Annotated in this window: 29 protein-coding genes; 19 read left to right on the top strand and 10 right to left on the bottom strand. The window is 61.7% G+C overall.

All coding sequences use genetic code 11. The annotated features are described in order from the left end of the window. The first annotated feature begins 3 nt into the window (after nt 1-3). From NKH49_RS20970 to NKH49_RS20950, 5 genes are all read left to right on the top strand, one after another. Nucleotides 4-300 (top strand): hypothetical protein, encoded by a 297-nt coding sequence (locus tag NKH49_RS20970; RefSeq protein WP_352472061.1) that lies wholly within the window; start codon nt 4-6, stop codon nt 298-300. A 165-nt stretch (nt 301-465) separates the two neighbouring features. Further along, nucleotides 466-828 carry a hypothetical protein gene (locus tag NKH49_RS20965; RefSeq protein WP_352874774.1) on the top strand — a complete coding sequence of 121 codons (363 nt, stop codon included), beginning with the start codon at nt 466-468 and terminating at the stop codon, nt 826-828. A gap of 1,089 nt (nt 829-1,917) precedes the next feature. Then, the gene (locus tag NKH49_RS20960; RefSeq protein ID WP_352927597.1) at nt 1,918-2,292 is read left to right on the top strand and encodes a hypothetical protein; all 375 of its coding nucleotides are present in this window, start codon (nt 1,918-1,920) and stop codon (nt 2,290-2,292) included. Nucleotides 2,293-2,448: 156 nt separating this feature from the next. After that, nucleotides 2,449-5,190 (top strand): SGNH/GDSL hydrolase family protein, encoded by a 2,742-nt coding sequence (locus NKH49_RS20955; protein ID WP_352927594.1) that lies wholly within the window; start codon nt 2,449-2,451, stop codon nt 5,188-5,190. Between the two features lie 33 nt (nt 5,191-5,223). After that, a complete protein-coding gene (locus tag NKH49_RS20950; protein WP_352927591.1) occupies nt 5,224-5,808 on the top strand; it encodes an acyltransferase in 585 nt (194 codons plus the stop codon). Nucleotides 5,809-5,836: 28 nt separating this feature from the next. Here the strand turns inward: NKH49_RS20950 and NKH49_RS20945 are convergent, their stop codons facing one another. The 4 genes from NKH49_RS20945 to NKH49_RS20930 all read right to left on the bottom strand — a co-directional run bounded on the left by NKH49_RS20945 (nt 5,837) and on the right by NKH49_RS20930 (nt 8,010). After that, nucleotides 5,837-6,583 carry a hypothetical protein gene (locus NKH49_RS20945; RefSeq protein WP_352474245.1) on the bottom strand — a complete coding sequence of 249 codons (747 nt, stop codon included), beginning with the start codon at nt 6,581-6,583 and terminating at the stop codon, nt 5,837-5,839. A gap of 243 nt (nt 6,584-6,826) precedes the next feature. Further along, complete coding sequence (locus NKH49_RS20940) at nt 6,827-7,000, bottom strand: hypothetical protein (RefSeq protein ID WP_352452704.1); 174 nt, start codon at nt 6,998-7,000, stop codon at nt 6,827-6,829. A gap of 154 nt (nt 7,001-7,154) precedes the next feature. Next, nucleotides 7,155-7,322, bottom strand: a complete 168-nt coding sequence (locus NKH49_RS20935; RefSeq protein ID WP_023675755.1) for a hypothetical protein — start codon at nt 7,320-7,322, stop codon at nt 7,155-7,157. A 502-nt stretch (nt 7,323-7,824) separates the two neighbouring features. After that, nucleotides 7,825-8,010 (bottom strand): hypothetical protein, encoded by a 186-nt coding sequence (locus tag NKH49_RS20930; protein WP_352474196.1) that lies wholly within the window; start codon nt 8,008-8,010, stop codon nt 7,825-7,827. A 152-nt stretch (nt 8,011-8,162) separates the two neighbouring features. Here NKH49_RS20930 and NKH49_RS20925 point away from each other — a divergent pair, with 152 nt between their 5' ends. The 6 genes from NKH49_RS20925 (at nt 8,163) to NKH49_RS20900 (ending at nt 10,425) form a co-directional block, all read left to right on the top strand. After that, a complete protein-coding gene (locus NKH49_RS20925) occupies nt 8,163-8,960 on the top strand; it encodes an N-acetylmuramidase family protein (protein ID WP_352686278.1) in 798 nt (265 codons plus the stop codon). Between the two features lies 1 nt (nt 8,961). After that, nucleotides 8,962-9,174 (top strand): hypothetical protein, encoded by a 213-nt coding sequence (locus tag NKH49_RS20920; RefSeq protein WP_352474200.1) that lies wholly within the window; start codon nt 8,962-8,964, stop codon nt 9,172-9,174. Further along, entirely contained in the window at nt 9,174-9,443 is a 270-nt protein-coding gene (locus NKH49_RS20915; protein ID WP_352927587.1) for a hypothetical protein, read from the top strand. The genes NKH49_RS20920 and NKH49_RS20915 overlap by 1 nt, the downstream gene beginning before the upstream one ends. Then, a complete protein-coding gene (locus NKH49_RS20910) occupies nt 9,428-9,631 on the top strand; it encodes a hypothetical protein (RefSeq protein ID WP_352755538.1) in 204 nt (67 codons plus the stop codon). The genes NKH49_RS20915 and NKH49_RS20910 overlap by 16 nt, the downstream gene beginning before the upstream one ends. Continuing rightward, nucleotides 9,631-9,954, top strand: coding sequence for a hypothetical protein (locus NKH49_RS20905; RefSeq protein ID WP_036245970.1), 324 nt, complete (start codon nt 9,631-9,633; stop codon nt 9,952-9,954). Before NKH49_RS20910 ends, NKH49_RS20905 begins: the two co-directional genes overlap by 1 nt. Nucleotides 9,955-10,125: 171 nt before the next feature. Continuing rightward, entirely contained in the window at nt 10,126-10,425 is a 300-nt protein-coding gene (locus tag NKH49_RS20900) for a hypothetical protein (RefSeq protein WP_352927584.1), read from the top strand. A gap of 14 nt (nt 10,426-10,439) precedes the next feature. On the opposite strand, the gene NKH49_RS20895 is transcribed toward NKH49_RS20900, so the two are convergent. Then, nucleotides 10,440-10,715: a hypothetical protein gene (locus tag NKH49_RS20895; protein ID WP_352927581.1), complete on the bottom strand. Its 276-nt coding sequence runs from the start codon at nt 10,713-10,715 to the stop codon at nt 10,440-10,442. Between the two features lie 168 nt (nt 10,716-10,883). Between NKH49_RS20895 and NKH49_RS20890 the strand changes: the two genes are divergently transcribed. The 4 genes from NKH49_RS20890 to NKH49_RS20875 all read left to right on the top strand — a co-directional run bounded on the left by NKH49_RS20890 (nt 10,884) and on the right by NKH49_RS20875 (nt 12,470). Beyond that, on the top strand, nt 10,884-11,180 hold the full coding sequence (locus tag NKH49_RS20890; RefSeq protein WP_352474209.1) for a hypothetical protein: 297 nt from the start codon (nt 10,884-10,886) through the stop codon (nt 11,178-11,180). A gap of 330 nt (nt 11,181-11,510) precedes the next feature. Beyond that, entirely contained in the window at nt 11,511-11,816 is a 306-nt protein-coding gene (locus NKH49_RS20885) for a DUF1236 domain-containing protein (RefSeq protein WP_352474210.1), read from the top strand. Nucleotides 11,817-11,940: 124 nt separating this feature from the next. Beyond that, the gene (locus NKH49_RS20880) at nt 11,941-12,153 is read left to right on the top strand and encodes a hypothetical protein (RefSeq protein WP_352452715.1); all 213 of its coding nucleotides are present in this window, start codon (nt 11,941-11,943) and stop codon (nt 12,151-12,153) included. An 86-nt stretch (nt 12,154-12,239) separates the two neighbouring features. After that, a complete protein-coding gene (locus tag NKH49_RS20875; RefSeq protein WP_352927578.1) occupies nt 12,240-12,470 on the top strand; it encodes a DUF2934 domain-containing protein in 231 nt (76 codons plus the stop codon). A gap of 137 nt (nt 12,471-12,607) precedes the next feature. Here NKH49_RS20875 and NKH49_RS20870 read toward each other — a convergent pair whose 3' ends face one another. Then, entirely contained in the window at nt 12,608-12,922 is a 315-nt protein-coding gene (locus NKH49_RS20870) for a hypothetical protein (RefSeq protein WP_352474216.1), read from the bottom strand. Between the two features lie 431 nt (nt 12,923-13,353). Here NKH49_RS20870 and NKH49_RS20865 point away from each other — a divergent pair, with 431 nt between their 5' ends. Then, the gene (locus NKH49_RS20865; protein WP_352927683.1) at nt 13,354-14,046 is read left to right on the top strand and encodes a hypothetical protein; all 693 of its coding nucleotides are present in this window, start codon (nt 13,354-13,356) and stop codon (nt 14,044-14,046) included. A gap of 141 nt (nt 14,047-14,187) precedes the next feature. On the opposite strand, the gene NKH49_RS20860 is transcribed toward NKH49_RS20865, so the two are convergent. Further along, a complete protein-coding gene (locus NKH49_RS20860) occupies nt 14,188-14,520 on the bottom strand; it encodes a hypothetical protein (RefSeq protein WP_352474220.1) in 333 nt (110 codons plus the stop codon). A 275-nt stretch (nt 14,521-14,795) separates the two neighbouring features. Between NKH49_RS20860 and NKH49_RS20855 the strand changes: the two genes are divergently transcribed. The 3 genes from NKH49_RS20855 to NKH49_RS20845 all read left to right on the top strand — a co-directional run bounded on the left by NKH49_RS20855 (nt 14,796) and on the right by NKH49_RS20845 (nt 16,920). Beyond that, nucleotides 14,796-15,050 (top strand): hypothetical protein, encoded by a 255-nt coding sequence (locus NKH49_RS20855; protein ID WP_352927575.1) that lies wholly within the window; start codon nt 14,796-14,798, stop codon nt 15,048-15,050. Nucleotides 15,051-15,250: 200 nt separating this feature from the next. Beyond that, nucleotides 15,251-16,501 carry an aconitase X gene (locus NKH49_RS20850; protein WP_352927572.1) on the top strand — a complete coding sequence of 417 codons (1,251 nt, stop codon included), beginning with the start codon at nt 15,251-15,253 and terminating at the stop codon, nt 16,499-16,501. Then, nucleotides 16,498-16,920 carry an aconitase X swivel domain-containing protein gene (locus NKH49_RS20845; protein ID WP_352927569.1) on the top strand — a complete coding sequence of 141 codons (423 nt, stop codon included), beginning with the start codon at nt 16,498-16,500 and terminating at the stop codon, nt 16,918-16,920. Before NKH49_RS20850 ends, NKH49_RS20845 begins: the two co-directional genes overlap by 4 nt. Here the strand turns inward: NKH49_RS20845 and NKH49_RS20840 are convergent. The 3 genes from NKH49_RS20840 to NKH49_RS20830 form a co-directional block, all read right to left on the bottom strand. After that, complete coding sequence (locus NKH49_RS20840; RefSeq protein WP_352927566.1) at nt 16,917-17,999, bottom strand: SIP domain-containing protein; 1,083 nt, start codon at nt 17,997-17,999, stop codon at nt 16,917-16,919. The genes NKH49_RS20845 and NKH49_RS20840 overlap by 4 nt on opposite strands. A gap of 2 nt (nt 18,000-18,001) precedes the next feature. Further along, the gene (locus NKH49_RS20835; protein WP_352927563.1) at nt 18,002-20,134 is read right to left on the bottom strand and encodes a TonB-dependent hemoglobin/transferrin/lactoferrin family receptor; all 2,133 of its coding nucleotides are present in this window, start codon (nt 20,132-20,134) and stop codon (nt 18,002-18,004) included. 243 nt (nt 20,135-20,377) lie between these two features. Further along, nucleotides 20,378-21,409, bottom strand: coding sequence for a LacI family DNA-binding transcriptional regulator (locus tag NKH49_RS20830; RefSeq protein WP_352927561.1), 1,032 nt, complete (start codon nt 21,407-21,409; stop codon nt 20,378-20,380). Nucleotides 21,410-21,573 lie beyond the last annotated feature (164 nt).

Raw genomic sequence — 21,573 nt, 5'->3', positions numbered from 1 at the left:
CATATGACCGAATGGAAGTTCGAAAACCCAAAAAACACAGCCGTTATTTCGACTCGGAAGATATTTAGGGGGGGCGGCTGGATTGCGTATGTGTCACATGATGATGACGGCGACGATAATGAGTCGTGGCAATTCTACGGAAATGAAGCTGAAGTTGATCAAGATGACCTAATTTTAGTGGCCTTGGTCGAGGTGGTCGAGCTTGATGGAACTGTTGCACAGTTGGCGGATTTGCCGTTAGGCTGGCGTGCGTGGCGCGATACAAAGTCTTCGCCATGGAAGCGCGACAAAATCACCTAAACACATTCTGAATGGTAGCGGAGTTTACTCTGCTTTGACCCGGTGAAAGTAAAAAAAGGCGTTACTCCTCCGCCAACGAATCACAGTTTGATCACATCGATCCGCTTATTCCAGTTGATCCGACAAAGACTCCCGGATCGAATAGTTACACCAATGCAAGGATGGTTGCAAGAATTCGAAACAGAGAAAGTGGAACAAATAGGCGCTGTGATGACTAAATGGAAGTTTGAAGACCCCCAGAACGTAGCTGTTTTTGTAAACAGGAAAGCTATACGCAATGGTAGGTGGGTTGCTCGCGTCGTGCATGATGATGATGACGGATCATGGCAGTTTCACGCGGATGAATCCGAAGATTTCGATGAAAGCGATATTATGATCATAAGCCTGAAAAATATGGTTGAAAAAGACAAGACTATTATGCAGTTGGCTGATTTACCTTACGGCTGGTATGCTTGGCGCGAGACAAAAACCTCCCCATGGAGGCGAGGCAAAACCCTCGACGAACACCCAGAATCGGAGCGGAGTTAGTTTCGACTTCCAATTGTAACGGTTGACATGGGTGATTGCGACGCTGAGCGGCGGAGCCGACAGCGGTGCAAGAAACCGGGGCGTCACTTCGCACGGAGCGTTCTGGCAAGGACCAATCAGCCCACGGGCCGGAATATGGATGTGTCTCACGAGAAAGCGCTGGCCGACGGGGGGCAGATCACCTCTCAAACATCACGCATCGTGCGAGAGCAGATCATATTAAACACCATGGCGATGCAGGAGACTATGCTCGCTGGGCAAGAAGAAGATGGCTCAAGCAAGAAATGAAAGGGAACACAAGTGGTCGAGAGAAATTATAGCGACGTCAAACCCGACTTGACCAGCGTCACCCGCTTGCCGTCGACTGACAAAAGCACAGGCGATGAAGAGCTTGATGCTGCACGTCTGGAAGCCCTGAAAATATCTTGATTTCTATGATTGGGTTTCAGACATCAAGGGGGAATACCTTGGATACGGGGCCGACGGCATAACCTATATTTTTCTCTTCGAGATTGTTCCGGGCAGGCCGGAAGTTGACCCATGGATATGGGTAATCGTCGGCGATGTGCCCCCGACATATCTGCCGGCGGTAGACGCCAAGACTCCATACGAGGCGCTGGATGGATATATCGGCGCCATGGAAGAGTGGGTCGAAGCTGCGCGACGGGGGACTCGGTGGCAGATCTAATCCCGGTCAACGTGCCGCCTAGCCCAGCCAACGCCGAAATGTTGGATAGCCGTCTCAAATTTCTCGACGAAAGGGTGTTGCCGGAACTTCGAGAGTGATCGGCTGCCGCTTGTCGGCAAGCGCCGTCAGTTCCTTGACGAGAACGTGCTTTCGTTGCTCCCGAAGTGATGTACTGGCGTGCTCCGTGGCTCGTCGCGGATGCAAGCCCGGCACTCGGTTCGACCGGATCAGCACTGGCGCAATCACTGGTGAGTGCGCACGCCGGAAATGGCGACCAGGCACGCAACGTGCCGTCGGTCTGATTGTGGTCACGATCCTGGCTTATGGCCTGCTAACCGCCGAGCGGTCAGTTTGGCGGTGCCTCCTGGATCGCCTCCTGTTTAAGATGAAGGATTGACCTGTTGCGCACAGACACTTTTCCGACCATGGCAAGGATCGCTTTTCTGCTTACCTTGGCCGGTGTTCTCCTGCTCGCGCTTTCGCCGGTGCGCTTCCTGCAGGAGTTGGACATGGGCTTCACCTTCCAGCACGACAAGCTCAATCACGCCGCGGCGTTCGCTGTGCTGGCGGCTCTCGGAAGCCTCGGCTGGCCGGAACACAAGACGAGGCTGGTCGTGCTCCTTGCCATTACCGGCGCGGCGATCGAGCTGCTTCAGGGCGTGCAGCTGATCGCGCGCGATATGGATATCCTCGACTGGATCGCCGACTGCGCCGGCATGGCCTGCGGGCTGGCGGCCATGAGGGGCACAAGAAGGCTGATTGGCGGGCTGCTGTAGTCTCGACCGCGTTGCCGCTCTCCGTCCGGAAAATGTAAATCGCCGGCTGCGCCGGATAGCGCGGTGTCCGGCCGCGTAGCTTAAGTCTCCCACCGACAGCACCGAACCCCCTTCCAGCCTCGCTTATGCGGGGCTTTTTTTATGGAGCAAGCCCTCATGTCCCGACCTGCAACTGCCGCCGTTCGTCTCCTGACCGGTGAACGCGAACCCGTGCGCCTCGCAACCACGGCCGACATCCTCCTGCACGGCCTGCAGGCCATCGACGGCGTGCCGACCGAAATCGGCGACCGCGTGCTGGTCAAGGACCAGGCCGACCCGACGCAGAACGGCATCTACACGGCGAGCGAAGGCGACTGGTTCCGCGCCGCCGACGCCCGTTCTACGCGCACCCTGCAGAAGGGCACGACCGTTCACACCCAGGTCGGGTCGGTCAACGCCGACCGCGTGTTCGAGTTCACGGCCGACGAGCCGGCCATCGGCGCCGATGCCATCACCATCGCCGCATCCGTTCCGCCCGACATCGCCGATGTGGTCGAAGAGGTCGAAGCGCTGCGCGATGAAACCCAGGCGCTGAAGGATGCCGCCGCTGCCAGCGCCGGCCAGGCAACCGCCAGTGCCGCCGCTTCCGCCGCGAATGCCGGCCAAACCACTGCCGACCGGGCTGCCACCAATTCCGATGCCGTCGCCGCCGCCGCCGCAGTCGTCAGCGCCCAGGCTGCACGCGACGCTTCGCTCTACGGCAAGGGCATTTTCCCGACGACGGCGGCGGCAATCGGCTTCGGCGTCGTCGGCAACGGTGCGATCACGCCAGGCTCGGGCGGCGCCAATGGCACGTTCGACCTGGCGTTTACCGGCGGGACCGGTTCGGGCGCCGCCGGCCGCTTCGTGGTGGCGGGCGGGGCGCTGACGCAGATACTGATCACGGCGCCGGGCTCCTACACAGTGGCGCCGACGTTCAGTTTTGCGGCCTCGGCAGGGCTCGCCGGCGCCGCCGCCGCGGCGGTGCTGGGCAGGAATGTCGATGTCGGCGAGTATTTCTGGACCGAAGTTTCGACTGGCGGCCTAGGGCTGTACAATGTCACTGCCGGACCGGTGGCGGCCGATACGGGCGTTCGCGCGGCAACGGCTGCTCTCCTTTCGAGCGTCGATAGCCTAGCAATGATCGAAGGCCTTAGCGTTCCGACCGCCAGGCTAACAGAGGCGGCCGGATCAGTCAGCCCATCTGTATATCGATCCTACTCTTTTGTGTCGGGCGACACGATCGAGCACATTGCCATTGCCAAAGCTGGAGAGCGAAGCATTCTGCAGCTTATCCACGCGGGGGCTGGTGCGGCCTATACAGCCAACTTCAATCTTGAGGAGGGTATCGTCTCAAGCAGTTCTGGCGCGAACCTCGTCAGCGCTGCCATCACGGATATTGGCTCCGGCTGGTACGAGTGCAAGGCTGTCGTCCTGGCTGCAGCAAATATTACGAACAATGTGCAGGCACGCATGTCGGCTGCTGGCGTTTTTCCGTTCACCGGCGATGGAACCAGCGGTATGTACATTCGCAGTATCGTGCTCCGCAAGCAGGGCCTGCCGGCTAACCTGTTCCCGAGCAGCGACCCCGCCAACGCCGCCTTCACGAAGCAGAACGTGACGGTTGCCACCACGGTCAGCCCTTATGAACCGGTGCTGATCTCCCTGCCTCCGCTTGTCGATGGCCTCGACGTGACCGTCAGAGGCCGAATGACGGCATCGAAGCTTGTCGAAATGGTTGGCTCTGGCAATCCTTCCGTTTATCAGGGCAGGTCCGTGGTCAATGGCGACAATATCGTCTGGAAAGTCACCGCCAAAAAGGCCGAACGCAATCGTCTCAATCTCTACTCCAACAACGCCGTCATCTTCGACTGCACCTTCAATCTCGACACCGGGACTGCGACCGGTACGGGCGCGAGCATCGTCGCTCTTGGCAACGGCTGGTACGAATGCACGGTCACGAAGACGGCAACGGCCACGGCCGCGACGAACTGGCAACAGCGTATTTTCCCGTCTGCTGGCGGTCACCCGTATGTCGGCGATGGTGTGTCTGGATTCTATGTCCAAAGGTCGGCTCTAAGCATCAATGGTGGGCCGAATGTCTTCTCGTCTTCGGAAAACCTCTCCAACTCGGCCTGGACCAAAAGCGCCGGCGTGACGGCAGTCGCCAATGGCGCTCTGTATCTTGGCCTACTGTCGGATCCGGCCAACATCGGCGGCGATCCCTATGACGACGGCTCGGCCGCCCTGGTTGGTAAGAAATTGACGCTGATCGGCTCTAGTATTTCGGCCGGAGCCTACTACGTTCCCGTCCTCGCCGGTCTGACCGGTATGGTCCCTACCAATCTAGCCGTCAGTGGCTCGGCCTTGGGGCTGAGCACCACCGCCTATCCGAGCTACGGAATGTCCAATGCGATCACCAACATTCCGGTCGACGCGGAGTTGGTAATCCTGGAGCCGGGCCCGAACGCCTTTGGCGCGCAGGAGACGCCCCTGGGCGCTCTCGGAGACACGACCTACGCCACTCACTATGGTTCGCTGTGGGCGGCCTGCGCCGCCATCCGAGCGCGTGCGCCGAACGCCAAGATCGTCATGATTGGCACCTACAGCGGCGGCCCTGGACACGCGACGCACCGGATAGGTCGGGTCAATGGCCAGGGCAACACCATGGACCAGTTCTTCAACGCCGAGCGCGAAGTGGCGAAGCTGCTGTCCATACCGTTAATCGACGTAGGTGGTGAGAGTGGCATCGGCTACCTGACCTCGTTGCTTTACATGGGCGATGAGCTCCATCCGAATGCTGCGGGCAGTCTGCGTCACGGAACTTTCGACGCTGAGGAACTCCGTCGTCTGTCGCGCCGGGGCTTCTTCGGAGCCTAGACTGGAATGGTCCTGTGTGGCAGATGTTCGCGAATGCGCGTCTTCTCCCTCGTTCTCACTCTTCGCCGCCGCTTTTGGTCGTGGATCGCCACGGGCGCCGCTAGGGAGAATGCCGTCATCGGGCCGCGCACGAAGTTCGGCGCCGGGGCAGAGATCTTCAATATCCACGGCGACCGGTCTCGCGTCTCAATCGGCGCGGACAGCCATTTGGATGGGCATTTGCAGGTCTTTGCCCACGAGGGTCGGATCAAGATTGATGATTGGTTCTATCTTGGCCCAAGCTCGACGATTTGGTCGTCAGACCCGGTGGGGATCAAGATCGGAAAGCGGGTACACGTCTCATGGGGTGTGGCGATCCACGACACCAACTCGCATCCTATGGACCCGAAGAAGCGCTTCGCGCAGATGCAAGCCATCTTCAAGCGGGGCCATCCTAGAGTCGACCCTGGCATCCGCTCCGCTCCGATCGTGATTGGAAACGATGTCTGGATTGGGAACAGTGCCATGATCATGAAGGGTGTCACGATCGGCGATCGGGCGATTATCTCCGCCGGTTCCATAGTGCGAACCGACGTCCCTGCTGACGCCCTGGTGCGGCCTGACCGGGTCGTGAAATGATGCCTTTGGGTTAATGCTCATCACACGGTTAGCTCACAGTCACGAAGGGCATGTGCTTGATCCGCTCCCATTGCTCCTTCGCCGTGGTTCCTGACCAGCCGTTGCGAAGTGCACTCTCGCGGTACGCCTCCACAGGCTCTAGTCCGGGCAAGGCCACAGTCTGCGGCAAGAAGAACAGGTTGCCGCCAGCCGCCGAGACAGCGACGAGTTTGTAGCCGTGGCTATTGCAGAGCTGCGTCAGAGCGGTGATCGAGGCGCCGTGATACCAACCGCTTTCGTGCTTTGCGGCCCTATCGAACGACGGATCGTATGGCACGGTGACGGGGTTGAGCCCAAAGCTGGCATTGTACTCCGCGACAATGACGGCCGGGCGCACTGGCAGCAAGGCTTGCAGAAACCAGTAGTCGTTTCCATCGACATCGACGGAAAGCACTCCAAGTTGCGGAAAATGCGTGGCGAGACTTTCGATGTTGTTGAGATCAATGAAGCTCTGGCGCACTTCAATCCGCTTTGGAAGCAGCGAGCGCGCCAACCGCACGGTCGTTGCGTCGCCGTCGACGAGCAGACCCCTGAATTCACTAAGCCCAATGCAGTTGTACTCCGTCGGATGGAAACCAAATTCCAAGAACGTTTTCGGGCTTTGGCCAACAATCTGCGACAGGATCACACTTTCGTCTGATTGCGGAGACCCGGCAAGGCGAGCCTTTGCGAGGTGAAAATAATATCGGAGCGGGCTTGAGCGAAGGAAAGCATGCATGCGCGATTGGACATTCATCAATGGATGACTCCTGATCGCCCGCCCGCGGACAATTATTTGCGACAAGCGGCGGCGGTTTGCAAGCTTGCGAGACGACCGCGTCCGCCACTGTAGACGCTGCTTGAAAATCGCCGAAAGACGTCAGAAGAATCGGGAGCCGCGCGAGTCACACCAACATGGCGCTGCAACTCGACCAGAAATCCTGGGGGAGAGGTTTCGGCTAGGGTTCATCGCCGACGCAGACCCACCGCGGCGGAGCCGCTACCGTCTGCTGTCCTGCGGCTTCTGGTGAGGGTCCTGGCTTTTCGACCACCAGACAAAATACAGCGAGCCCATCTTCATCACAGGCACGCGGCGGTCGCGTTCCCGGGCCCGCAACTCACGATAGGTCTTCATCTTCAGAGTGCCGCCAGGCAACCTGATACGCACTGCCATCGGTTCAACTCCCGTTGTGCAACGCAGCAATTTTCGTGCAATGCGGTAAGTAGAGACCTTCCGTTGCGGAAGAGTCAACAGCAGGATCATCAACTTATTTTGCGAGCTGCGGAGGCTTCGCGGTGCCAGGCGGGCAGGGCCGGCCGAAGGAGCTTCATCCTGGCGACTGATCATCAATCAGGCGCTGGCGGTTCGACCACCAGGTGAAATAGATCCGGCCGATCTTGACGACGGGTATGCGGCGGGCGCGTTCGCGGTCGCGCAATTCGCGGTACACCTTCACCTTCAGTGTGCCGCCCGGCATCCTGATACGCACCGCCATCGATTCCGCCACCCCATTGTGCAATGCAGCATCAGAGACCTTCCGCTGCGGAAGAGTCAATGCCTGCCCGCTGACTATTTCTGGGGCTAGTCGAGCGGTCTCGGAAGTTTGGTGCGCGCGGCCGTTCCCGATCCCGCACGGAGGCGTCATTACCCAGTCGGCATCGTCTGGTGCGCGGGCTATTTCCTGGGCGAGGATTTTCTGGGCGAGGATGGGCGATCGGACACGCCGCTCGGCCACCAGATGACAAAGTAATTGCCGACCTGCCAAACCGGCACCTCGCGATTCTGCTCGCGACGCCGCAGCTCGTCCCTTTTCTTGATCTTCAAAGTCCCGCCTGGAAGCCTGATTCTTATCGTCACGTGTCCTCCCGTACCCGCTACAGGTACGAACGATAGACGGGAACAGTTTCATCCCGGCTAAGCAATTTCATCCAGGCCGAGCAATTTCGGCGCGGGTAGACGCAGCGCGCCGGACCGCAGCGAGATCGCCGGAACTGGCTTCATTTGAAGAAATCCGCAATGCCGTTGATGGCCAGTACCGCATAGACGATCGGTCCGGCGATAAACGCACAATAGAGGCAGAGGATCGCCGCCAGCACCGCGAGCAACGGCTTGTCGCGAGCGACGGCGCGGAGCTCGGACTTCACCGACCAGCGTGCCGCAGCGGTTTGTTCATCATCAGACATGTGCACCATCCCGCGGCCATTTCACACGGCGGGTCGAAAACATCAACCTTCCTTGCCACATCGGCGCGGGCTGCCGCCAAATTCTGCTTTGCCGCCGCGCATCTGCTTTTTCAACCTCAAAACCTTGCCCGCGAGGGCGGAAAGGACTGCCCATGGACATGACGTTCAGGGGCGCCGCCAGGCGCCTCGATGATATAGACTTGCCGAAACTCGGTGCCCGGATCGGCGTCGGCGAGGACGAGATGCACGCGTTCCTCGATGTCGAGACCAGCGGGCACGGCTTCGACGCCGTTGGCCGGCCGGTCATCCTGTTCGAACCGCACGTCTTCTACCGCAACCTGTCGGGTGCCAAGCGGGCACAAGCGGTAGCCGCCGGCCTCGCTTATCCGAAGTGGGGCGCAAAGCCCTATCCCAGGGATAGCTACCCACGGCTCAGGGCAGCTTGTGCGATCGACGAAACCGCGGCGCTCAAATCCGCTTCGTGGGGCTTGGGCCAGGTTCTCGGCGAGAATTTCATGGCGGCAGGCTTCCTTACCGTGCAGGCGATGGCCGAGGCGATGATGGCGGACGAGGCGCTGCAGCTCGGCGCGGCGATCGATTTCATCGTCGAGAAGCGGCTCGACGACAATCTGCGCAATCATGACTGGTCGGGATTCGCCAAGGGCTACAACGGCGCCGGCTATCGCAAGAACGCCTACGATACCAGGCTTGCCGAGGCCTATCGCAAATGGTCGCGCATCAAGGACACGCCCTGGCCGTCTGCCGGTCCGGTGTCATCGGCGGTCACTCCTGCAGTCCCGCCAGAGCCCGCTAAGCCAATTGCCGTTCCCCAAGCGACCGCTACGCCCTCTGTACCTCCCGTGGCTGTCGCCAAGCCCGGCCTCTGGGCAGCGCTGATCGCCGCCATCCTCAAATTATCAGCCATCCTCAAACTGTTCGGAAGGAAATGACATGTGGACCCGGATCAAGAGCTTTTTCCGCGACAGCGAGACAATATTCTGGGCGCGGCTTCAGGCGGCCATCGGCGTCATCGCGACTATCGTCACCTATGTCGACCCGCAGGTTCTTTCGCCGGTCGTTCCGGGGGAATGGTTCCCCTGGTTTCTTGTGATCAACGGCGTTTTGACCGAGTTCCTGCGCCGCCGCCGCGCGGAGGACTTGTGATGGCAGCGCTTCTCAGCATTCTCAGCGCCATCATCGGCAACAAGCTCGTCATGACGGTATTCGCTGCCGTGGCGGGCGGCATCGGCCTTTACGTTGCCGGCGGCATCAACCGGGCGAGGAAGGAGGCGGTCAAACAGGCAGAGGCAAAAGTCGCGGCCGCCGAGGATCGTCTGGAAATGAGGCGCGAGGCCGCCGCCGAAGAGCGCAAGGCCGCCGGCATGGCCGATGCGGCAGCAAGAGCGGAGGCTGCCAAATGGGCAAAGCGCTGATCCTCTGCGTGGTGCTCGCCGGCTGCACGACAACCGCGCCGGCCGGCAATCCGCGCCAGGTCTGGTGCGACCACAACCAGCCGCGCCGGCCATCCGCCCCGGTCGTTGCCGCCATGAGCCGGCCCGAGCTCGACGAGATGAACGCCTTCAACGGGCAGGGCGCCAGATGGTGCGGGTGGACGCCATGATGCACGAATTGCTCGACGTCCTGGGCATCAAGGCGCCGGTGTTGGTCGCCGGCCTGTCCGGCGGCATTTTGCGGGCCTTGTCGCGCCACCGCTACAAGGTCCGCGAAATGGTGGCCTCGCCGATCTGCGGCGCGCTGGCGGCGGCCTATCTGACGCTGCCGGTCGTGCATTATTTTCGCGCCGCCGGCCTGCCCATTCCTTCTCCGGACGACGACACCACGACGCTGGCCGCGGCGTTCCTCATCGGCGTCTCGGCGATGTGGATCTCGGACATCGTCTTCGAGGTTATCGTGCGCCGGTTCGGGCCGGTGAAGGAGGAATAAGCCGCCCAAGCCCGCCGAAATAGTGACGTTCAGTTGGAGCCCGCCGCGCCGAAAGGTGCGGCGGGCTTTTTGCATTTTTGCTCGCATTCTGTACGATCTTTCTTTCGCGACAGGGCGGCTCGATCCGGCGCTGCCCGACCAAGATGCGCGTTAGGCATGGGAGATGGTGTCATGCTTGCCAAGATCCAGACACAAGCGGCAGTCCTGACAGCCGGGGCGCTTCTGTTTGCCGCAACGGCCGACGCGCGGCCGGACAGCCGCGCGATGACATGCGAACAGACGCAGCTTCTGATCCAGAGGCATCGCTCTGTCGTGCTCACCACCGGCCAGAACACCTACGACCGTTACGTCCGCCAATTCGGCAATGAATGCGACTGGCCGCAGGTGCCGCGCGCCGCGTATATCAAGACGCGTGACGGTCAATGTCTGGTCTATCGCTGCCAGGAGCCGCTCTTCGACCTCCCGAATTGAAAGCAGGCGGCGGCTCATTCCTCGTCGAAAGGGCCACCTTCGCGTGCGAGATCGCGCGAAATGACACGTTCATCCGTATCGTCCGGCAAGGCCTCGTCGCTGTCCTGGTAAGCGTTATCGTCGTCCTCCTCCGGCAGTTCGCCGCTCTTCTCGACGTCATAGCGAATATCGCCGTTTTGCGGCACGCCGTCCGGGAGGATTCTCCCGCTCCGGATGGCATCCCAGTCCTGCTGCTCGATCGTCGGGCTCTCCGTCTCGTCGTCGGTTCGTTCTTTGCTGCGCGGTTCCATCGCCGGTTCTCCATTATGTCAGCGGCCCTGAATTGGCTCAGTGATTGAACTCATAAGTCTGGCGGCCGGTTCCGGGCCGCTGCGGTCCGTGCGCATTGCCGCACGACGGAACCAATCGCGCCGGCCCGCCTTCACATTCAGAAGATATTGGCGCGAAAGGAGCTCGACATGAGACCGCTCATTTTCTTGCCGTACATGCTAGGTGCGCTGCTGCTGGCAGTGCCGGCGGCCGCGCAGCCGGGCGAACAGGCGCAATCCGACCGCTGCAAAGTCGAGCCGCCGGACCAGAACAGCCAACAGCAGAAGCCGGCCGGCAACAATTTGTCCGATACGCTCGAGCCATGCGGTGGGGTCCTGAAGCCCCCGCCAACGGGCGATCAGGGCATGGCGGCGCCACCGCCGGATGAGGGCAAGACCCCGGTGATCAAGCCCGGCGAGGTGCCGCCACAGCCGCCAAAGCAGTAGCAGCGACGAGCGGCAACTTCGCGCCGCTCGCGCCGGCAGGTTTGTTGCACTCGCTGAGGAACATTAGCTTGTCCTAAATGTTATTTCAGACGCAGTAGATATCACCCCCCTCCGGTATCGCTGCTGATCGGGAAACCGATCGGCCCGCGTCTTGCGACGCGGGCCACCGCAAGCTCATTCCCAGTCGCGCGGGCACTTCACCGCTGTTCGATTAGCCGCCACTTACGGAACAACAAGGTGGCGTGGGCGTTTGCCTAGAGGGTTCGCCGCTTCGACCGGAATGCCGCGTCGCAATTGTAAGGGCGAGGCCCGTAACAACAGGAGTAGACGATGAAAATCCACCTTGTTCCTGCTGCGGCGGGATTGGCGTTGCTTGCCGGCGTCGGCGTGGCCACCGCGGACCAGGTGATTGTCACGCCCAAACAGCAGACGGTCATCCGCGAATACGTCCACAAGCACCCGCTGGCGTCGATCAGTCTTCTGGGGGTGGAGCTCAATATCGGTTCCACGTTGCCCGATACGGTCGAGCTGCAACCGATCGATGTTCCAGACGTGCGGTACAGATACGTCGTCGTCGGCAATCGCACCGTGCTCGTCGACCCAGACACCCGCAAGATCGTGCAGGTCATCGAGTGATCGGCGTTGCCAAACCGCGAACCGGATTTGGAAGGTCATGGCCTAAATTATCAAATGAGAGCTCCATCCCGAGGGATCGGGATGGAGCCGCTGTCGTCTCGAAACAAGGAAAGGAGCCATTCCCATGCTGCCGCATGTCGAGCCGGTCAACGTGGCCGCAGCCGTCGACAAACTGCTTGCTGAACGAGGCGATGGCCTGCTGTCGATGAAGGCGGCGATAGCACTGTTGCGCGAACGCACCGGAACCGAGCGCTCGGACGCGGACCTTGAAGGGCTGATCATCAAGAAGGCGGCGCTCCTCGGGGTCGCCGTCCTGTGTGACAGAGAGGTTCAATGACGGTGTCGCCTGCCGCTCAAGACGCCGGTCGAAATTTCAGCTAGAACAAGGTTGCTTACGCATCAACCGAGCCGACGGAGGCAACAATGACGGACAGGCAGGAACGGATTCGCCAGCGAGCACACGCGATCTGGGAACAGGCAGGCAGGCCCGACGGGGCGCATCAGCAGCATTGGGATCAGGCTACCGCCGAAATCGACGCAGAAACCGCCGCGCCGGAGACCGCCAGCCGACCGAAGCCGAAAGCACGCCAGCCTAGGCCGGCGCCCGCCACCAAGGACGGAAGCAAATCCAAGGCGCGACCACGTAAAGCGTGAACGCAAGCGGATTTGATTCCAACGCTGGATCTCGCGGGTGGTCGGCCCATACATCGTTCCATGATCGGCAGCAAAACCAGTCCTGACCGGTCCTGCTGCCGCAAGCCCGCGATGGCAAGCCCGATTGGCGCGGCTAACTACTTACCGCAATTGTTGTCGTTGACAGTCGGTGAAACCGTCCCGGCAGGCTTGTTGGATGCATCGGGTTGAGCTCCTTGCGGGGTTGCAGGGCAGTTTTCATCCGCATTGGAGTTCATGGTACCCGTCGTGCCCATCGTGCTGCGGGTCGTGCCAGGGTCAATACCGTTCGGCTTGGGCTGGACGACGATGCTCTTCTCGCTGCCAGGCGCATTGTTGTCCGACCCGGCGTTCTGGGCCATCGCCGCGGTCGCCAGACCGGCTGCAAGTATGGAAGCTGTCACGATTTTCGTAAGCATGTTGATCTCCATCATTGGGTTATCATCATGTGACGACTACAGAAAAAACAACCCGGGTGATGGAAAGGTTCCGGCAAAAATGACGCAGCACAGTGAAGCAAACCCGCGCAGCGCGGATCTTCTCGGCCCCTTGTTCTATTGCCGTAGGTAGGTTTGATGTTGTGGTTTGCTGATTAGGAATTCGCCTTCTTTGGCCGCCGACCGTCGCAACGTTCGTCTGTTGCGGCGCCATCAGCTGAGTCTCGCATCGCTTCAATCGGTAGAGGCCATCCCAAGTAAAACTTTCGGAAAATTTCACTACAAATTTCACGCGGCTGTTATTTGAAAATATACCATGAGGCCAGCGAGCTGATCGGCAACGAAACCGATCATCTTCTTGCAAATTAGTAGGTATGCAACCGGCGACGTCGCGGGCTGTTCAGCGCAACTACAGCAAGGAGAGTGTTATGACCACCTTAATCAAAACAATCACCGATGCGGTGGCAGGCAGCGCAGTTATTTTCATGCTCTCGATGCCCGTGAATGCCGCGGACGGAATTGCCGTTGGTGTTGGAACATCCATCGGCGGCAACGGCGGCATCAAAGCCGGCCTCGGCGCGACGGTTGGCGGTCGCGGCGGCATCAACGCCGGTGCCGGCGCGACGGTTGGCGGCAGCGGCGGCATCAAGGCAGGCCTCGGTGCGTCGTTGGGCGGCAGTAGCGGCATCAACGCCGGTGCCGGCGCGACGGTTGGCGGTTCCAGCGGAATCGCGGCGGGCGCCGGCGCATCGGTCGGGGGCAGAAGCGGCATCAACGCCGGTGCCGGCGCGACGATCGGCGGTTCCGGTGGCATTGCTGCCGGCGCGGGGGTAGGTATCGGCAGCGGCGTTGGGGCTGGCGCGGGGGTCGGGATCGGCAGCGGCATCAATGTCGGCGCCGGTGTCGGGATCGGCGGTGGTACCAATCCGAGCAATCCGTCCAACCCGGGCAGCCCTTCCAATCCCAGCAACCCCAGCAATCCCAGCTTGCCTCAGGTCGTTGCCGACATGTCGGGCGACAAGTTGGCCAGGATGAAGAAGCGCTGCGTTGACGTGCTCAGCAGCGAAGGCACTTACGACAGCGATCTGCGCCAATTGTGCCTGCTGATCGCCCGCCGCTAAGGCGAATACATCGGATGAATGTCGGACCAGGCCGAGAGGCCTTCGTCCACCAAAGCTCCAGCAGTCCAAAGCCCGCCATTGCGGCGGGCTTTTTTCCGAGCACGTGGCGTCAGCATGGCGGGGGCTCACACGAGCACGCGCTCAGTGTGTTTGACGGCCAGGATCCGGCGAAGCGGACGCTTCGTCTTCCAGGGAGTCCCAACCCGCGGCGGGGCTGCTTTGCATCAGCTGAGGGCACGCAAACTCCGCCAGATCGGTTTCCGCGAAGCCATCGAACTCGATAGCCGCCCCGTAGAGCTGGGCTGCTTGCATGACGAGCCATTCGATGTCCTCGCGCGCAACATTCTCGGCGAGGTTCTGCAGTCGCGCGGCTTCGGCGACAGCAGTCAGATTGATGGCAATCCCGGACCGCAATACAGCCCGAACTCGGGAACTGACGTCTTCGTGCAGGCGAACCGAAAATCCGTAGCGCATGGAAAACCTTCCCTTCAGGAGCGGTTTGTCCCTCATGTTCCACGATGCGCCCAGGATTCGCGATTGGCAAGCGAAATTCCTTAAAAACTCGTTTTATGTCAAATAGTTAGCGTATTTTGTTGATTGCCTATCTGACGCTTGATCCGCTTCATCTGACTTCTGCATGACTCGCTGATCCGAAGGCCTTGACGCATTCTGCTCACGTACCTAACTCTACAGAAAATTAGGAACACACTAACTCAGCTGCATTTAGGCTGGTGTGACAGGAGGCCGAGATGTCCGAACTGGAACGCCCGGAACGATTGCAGATCATGCTGACCGTCGATGAACTGGCGGCGTTGGAGAACTGGCGCTTCGACAAGCACATGCCGAGCCGGTCGGCCGCGGTACGTGAGCTTTTGAGACGAGGTCTCACAGCCGATGGTTTCCTGACGGCGGCGCATGGGACCAAGTCGCGCGATTTCGGCATTCTGCCGCATTCTGCAGATGGTGACCGCAGCGCGTCCGACGGACCGTCCCAGAAGGAATAGCGCCGAAAGAATAGCGCCGTTTCCGCCGCGGATCGCCCGCTCTGCGACCGTGCTTCGCGTCTCTCTTGCTTCGCGATGAGCTGTGAACGTCTGGTCTGCTGACGGCTGCGAATTAGAAGAGATCCAAAGCTGTGTCTTGCCAGACGCTCCGTAATCAGGGAGTGCTTGATCGGCATAGTGCGGGCTCGGGAATATTGCCGATGACGCTGGAATTGACGGCCGGCGATCAGTCGATGCTGCATGGCGAGCAAGGCTCGGCAGCGGCTGCCGCCATGACGATCCTGGTTGCCTTTTCGAAGGCGGTCGGCGCGCGCAAGTTGCTGGACATTGCCGGTGCCCATATCGACGGCTGCCTCTATCACGGCCAGGCCAGCCTCGATTTCGTCGAAAGGCTGATCGAGGGCGGCGGCCGCGTTCGGGTGCCGACGACGCTGAATGTCGGTTCGTTCGACCTCATCCATCCCGGATTGGTGAAGATGCCGGTGTCGCAAGAAACGCCGGCGCGACGCCTGATGAAGGCGCATCTGGAACTCGGCTGCCAGGCGACCTTCACCTGCGCACCCTATCAGACCCGGTTCCGGCCAAGGTTCGGCGAGCAGATCGCCTGGGGTGAATCCAACGCCATCGTCTTTGCCAATTCGGTGATCGGGGCGCGGACCAACCGCTATGGCGATTTTATCGATTTGTGCTGCGCAATGACCGGGCGCGCGCCGGCATGGGGGCTGCATCTGAGTGAAAATCGACGAGGCCAGGTCCTGTTCGAGCTGACTGACGCTGCTTTCGAGCCAAGCGACGCTCTGTTTGTCGGCGTCGGGCTGATCATCGGGCAAAGGGCTGGCGACCGCATCCCTGTCATATCGGGCCTGCCGCAGCCGCGCGACGAGGACCAATTGAAGGCGCTGGGGGCGGCGGCGGCAACGACGGGTGCCGTGGCGCTGTTTCATGCCGTCGGCATCACGCCGGAGGCGGAGACGCCGGATGAGGCGTTGCACGGCCTGGCGCCGGAGGAAAAAATCCGGATCTCTCGCGCTGACATCCACCATGCGCTGGCCAGGCTGTCGAGCGTTCCCGACGGCGTGCAGGTCGCAGCCGTGTCGTTAGGCACGCCGCATTTCTCCCATGAAGAGTGGATGCGCCTGTTGCCGCTGCTGCGCCAAGTCGGTCCAGGCAAAGGTGTCCCGATCTATGTCAACACAGGGCGCGCGACGCTGACGCGGCTGCAGGACGAAGGCGCACTGGCCGGCATGGAAGCATTCGGCCTCGTTCCGGTCGCCGACACCTGCACTTACGTCACCACGATCATCGAGCGGCTCGACGGTGTGGTGATGACCAATTCGGGCAAATGGGCGCATTACGCACCTGGCAATATCGGTGTCTCGGTGGCATTCGGTGACATGGAGGACTGCGTCCGCTCGGCTGCTGCCGGCCGCGTCGTGCGAGGCGCGCCATGAGGGGGCCGGACAGAACAGGTACATTCCACCTTGCCGGCTCGGCGCAAGGCCCGGCGCTGGTGCTTTCGCAGGCGCTCAGCTTCTGGGGCGGGATCGACGTCGAAACGGGCGACATCATCGATCATTCGCACCCGAACCTCGGCGGCAACATCGCCAGCAAGATCCTGGTGATGCCGAGCGGGCGGGGGTCATCGTCTTCGTCTTCGGTTCTGGCCGAAGCGATCCGCAGGGGCACGGCGCCGGCCGGCATTATCCTGGAGCGGCCGGACCCGATCCTTGCCGTCGGCGCCATCGTTGCCGAATTCCTCTATGAAATCAGCATGCCGCTGGTCGTCTGCGAGATATCAGGCATTGTCTCCGGCGACCGGATCTCAATCGGTCCGGGCGAGGGTGCCCAAGCGGTGGTGAGCAAGATCTAGCCGGCCATCAGTCCCGCCGCGCCCCGCCGCCAATAGGCTGCTGCCAGCGTCTCGTTGCGGCCGAGCGTCAGCGTGCCGCGCCAGTGTTCGCGCACCGTCCTGGCGGCGGCTGCTTCGGCCGCGAACCAGCCGAATGCCGAACCGGTCGGCCATGCGACCGACCGGATGGCGCGCGCCAGCCTGTCGTCGAGTCCGGCCGGCACACCATTTCTCGGCAGCCAATGCAGCTCGATACCGGTCGCGTTGTCGATGGCCTGCCGTTCGCCATCGTCGGCGATCTCTATGAAGGCCACGCCTTTGGTCTCGGCGGGCAGCGTCTCCAGCATGCGCGCCAGCGCAGGCAGGCCGGTTTCGTCGGCGCCCATGAGATACCAGGACGCCGGTCGTACCGGACGGCCGACCGGCCCCATGATGCCGATCTTCATGCCGGGCGCCGCCTGCATGGCCCAGCGGGCGCCGACGCTGTCGCCGGGGTGGATCAGGAAGTCGACCTCGATGAAGCCCTTTTCCACGTCGAGCTTCCGGATCGTATAGACGCGCGCGACGGGACGCCTGTCGCCCGAGGGCCATGCCGGGAGGCCATTGCTGCCGAGCACGGGCCAGAGCGGATCGGGGACGTCCCCGGTCGGAAACAGCATGCGGATATGCATGCCGCCGAATTTCGCAAAACGAGAGAGATCCTCGCCGGCGAAGCGGATGCGGCGCATATGCCGCGTCAGGTCGCCGACTTGGGTGACGACCATCTCACGGAACTGCGCGAGGCGGGTTTCTTCGGCGAGATCGCCGGTCCAGACGATCTCGGGACTTTCTTCCTTGGCATATACCTCTACGGCGGTGGCCAGCAGGTCCTTGATGCGGGCCAGCCCATCGCGGTCGGCGGCGTTGGCCCGCATCACCAGCCGCTCCATGTCAAGGGACGCGTCGCCGAAGGCGAAGCGGAAGTCGAGCCGCTGCCCCTCCCGCGAGGCATCGGCATCGAAGCTCTGCAGCCTGTCGCTGATGCGGTCGATGTAATGCGGCAGGTTGCGCAGGTTCAAGCGCGCTTCGCAGGCCAGTCCGCTCACTGAAGCTTCCCTCATTCTCAACCTCCGATCCTGCCTGTGAGCGCCACCTTGAAGGTGCGGCCCTTGCCCTGTTCCGTCGCCGCCGTCGTCGACCAGGCGCTTTGCGGGTCGGTGTAGGCGGTGTTGAAGATGTTATCGACGCTGAAATCGAGCTTGGCGTGGTCGTTGATGCGCCAGTTGGCAAAGACGTTGACCAGGTCGAAGCCGTCATCGACCGCGACCGGCGCGTCGGGATTGGTGCGGCTTGTCCGGGTGATCTTGCCGACGCTGAGGTATTGCGCACCGACGGTGAGCTGGTCTTCCAGCATGCGGAAGCCGACGGTCGCCGAGAAGCGGTCGAGCGGCGTGTTGTTCAGCGTCTGGCCGGAATAGACGCCGCTGACGACCTTGGCGTCGATCAGGGCGCCGGCGAGGTTCGCGAACCCCCAGCCATAGTCGTAGACGGCTTCGGCCTCGACGCCCTTCAGCCGCGCGTCGCCGATGTTGATCGCCATGCGCGGCAAAACGGTGAGGTCGACGTCGATGTAGTCTTCGACGGCGGTGTGGAAGACGTTGACCTTGGCACGAAACAGGTCGCCCGCGGCCAGCACATCGTCATATCTCAGATTGATCCCGGCTTCCCAGTTCTTCGCCGTTTCGGGCTGCAGAAGCAGGTTAGGCTGGTAGCTGTCGCCGCCGACATGCGCGCCGCCGCCGCGATAGACGTCCTGCAGGCTCGGTGCCCGGTAGCCTTCCGAATAGGTGCCGTAGAGCTGGAAGCCATCCAACGGCATCACGCCGACGGTGAGGCGAGGCGACCAGCGATCGCCCGAAATCGAGGCTTCCGCCGGCGGCACGGTCTTCGTTTTGCCGTCGAGCTGGTAGCCGTCATAGCGCATGGCGGCGATGAGCTGCAGCCAGTCGCTGTAGTCGCCCTGCCATTGCAGGAAGCCGCCATAACCCCGCTGCTCGCCCGAACCGAAATGCGCGGCCTCCGACGTGGCCTCCAGATAGTAGTAGTCGAGGCCGTAGGTGAGGGTATGTGCCAACTCCCAGGCGTCGAAACGCGAGGAGTTCTTCAGGTTGAAGCCGGTCGTGGCGACGTCGTAATAGCGGAAGTTGCCGATCGCCGTTGCCGGCCAGACCTGCGTCTGCTCGGCGCGCGTGCGGTTGTGGTATGCGTTGACACTGAGGTCGATCAGTTCGTTGTCGTCCGGCCTCCACATATAAGCAGCCGTGTAGGTCTGGTTGGTCGTGTCGGTGTCGTAGCGGCTCAGCGTTGGCGAGGTCGAGCCGCTCGATCCGGTGATCTGGTCATTGTAGCGCTGCAGGATCGCGCCGAGCTTGAGCTCGTGGCCGTCGGCCGGCCGCAGGGTCGCCTTCATATAGCCGCTGGTGATGCTCTCGCCGGTCCATGGCACGGCGTCGCCATTGCCATCGGTGTAGCTGTCGCGGTCGCGATAAATGAGGTTGCCGATGATGTCGGCGTCGTCGCTGAAACGGTAGGCGCCGGTGGTGCTGGTGGTGAAGCCGTCGTCATTATCCTCATAGCCCAGCTTCTCGCTCAGCGCCCAGCGTTCCTCCTGCTTGAGGAAATCGCCGGCATCCCTGGTTTCGAAGGAGACAACGCCGCCGATGCCGCCCGAGCCACAGGCGTTCGAGACCGGGCCGCGAATGACGGTTGCTTCCTTGATTAGTTCCGGCTCGACATAGAACGAGCCCGCGCCGTGGCCGACGCGCCAGTAATCCTGGCGGGCGCCGTCGAGCGTCACCACCACGCGGCCATATTGTTCGAGGCCGCGAATGTTGATGGCGGTTGCCGGATCGTCGCCGTTCATCGAAGCGGCAACGCCGGGCGTGGTGCGGAACATGTCGGCGGCGGTGTCAGGCTGGATGCGTTCGAGCTCTTCCTGATCGACGGCGCTGATGGCGGCCATCGATTCGATGATCGCCGTCTTGATCATCGTCGCCGAGATGGTGATCAGGTCGAGCACAGTCGGCTCGTTCTGCCCAGTTCTAGCCTGCTGGGCGACCTTGACCGGCCGGTCGGCCTTGGCGGCGGCGCCGTTCTTCTCCGGCTTCTGCGCGGCGGCCAGCGGCGCGGCACACAGGCCGAGCGCGAAGGCGAGCGCGGTGCTCGCCATCAAGGTCTTGTTGCTTGTCTGTTTCATGCGTGCAGCCCCGGGAAAAGCAAAGATTGCTGGCGGCGGCCGTTGGCCCTGGCTGGCATGATGGAGAAGCCTCGACACACGGCCGGGCAGGGGTACTTATTAAAACATGATGATAGTAGTCAACTTAATTTTACGCCGAATGCGATCGGAGATTCTCAGTTGGACTGTCGAGTTTTGCCGCCAAACATTTCGCCCGAGCGTCCTGATTTCCAAAGAACACCAGGTCTCACTTGCACGACTGGTTCAGATCTCCGGAATGCTTTCCCTGAAGATCACCTGCAGCCTTGGCTGGTGCAATTCGTAAGGCAAGCCCCTGACCGCATGGCTCAAGGTGTTGAGCGCCTCGCGGGCTTCGACGCGCGGGTTCTGGTCGATGACCGCGTCCAGCGTGCCGTCGAGCAGAAGCTCCTTGGTGCCTTCCGTCACCTCATGGCCGAGAAAGACCGTCGACAGCGCGCGCCCGCGCTCCTTGAGTGCGCGGGCGATGCCGGTGTTGCCGGCGCCGACATTGTAGATGGCGGCCAGGTCCGGGTGCCGGTCCAGCAGGGCGGAGGCCTCCGAATAGGCCTTCTCCCGGTCGTCGAGCATCTCGCGCATCTCGACGATCTGCAGATTGGGCGATTCTTCCGCCAGTATGTGGCGGAAGCCCATCTCGCGCTCTTCGTGGCCGCGGTAGGAGAGCGAACCTGCGAACAGCGCGACCTTGCCCGGACGCCCGGCACCCATGAAGCGGTTGAGCAGATAGCCGGCGAGCCGGCCGGCGGCGCGGTTGTCGATGCCGATATAGGCAACCCTCGGCACATGCAGGATGTCGGAAGCGATGGTGACGACCTTGACGCCGCTGGCCGAAAGCGAGCGGATCGCCTCGCGGACCGTCGGATGGTCGAGCGCGATCACACCGACGCCCTGCGTCTGCCCGTGCAGTTCCTGCAGCAGACGCGCAAGCCGGTCCGGATTGAAGCCTTCGATAGTAGCGACACGGACGTCGAGGTCGGGCCGCGCCTGCGCCTGCGCCTCGATCTGGCGGTGCAGCATCTTGATGAAGGAATTGGTGCCGGCGGGCAGGGCGAAATCCAGCCGTATGACCTCGCCAGTAACCGCGTTGAGCGAGCTCGGATTATTCGAACTTTCAGCGATATAGCCAAGCCGCTGTGCCGTTTCGAGCACGACCTCACGGGTGCGCGCCCTGACCCCGGCGCGGTTGTTGAGCACACGGTCGACCGTGGCGGCCGAAACGCCGGCCTCCCGGGCTATGTCTGTCAGGGTGGACCGCACTGTCGATCACCTCATTCCAAAACGCGCCAGGGGCGCATCGAGATCACGCATTTCATGGGTCCACCGTCGGAGAGCGGCTTCATCGCCGTCCGCGATTCTGATGGGAAATGATGTAACCGGCCTTGGCCGATGCGCAAGCCGTTGCGCTACACCAGAGTGCCCAA

The sequence above is a fragment of the Mesorhizobium sp. M1088 genome (assembly GCF_040318575.1).
GTDB lineage: Bacteria > Pseudomonadota > Alphaproteobacteria > Rhizobiales > Rhizobiaceae > Mesorhizobium.
Note: the sequence above shows the minus strand (reverse complement) of the source record. Positions and strands in the feature narration are given on the sequence as shown.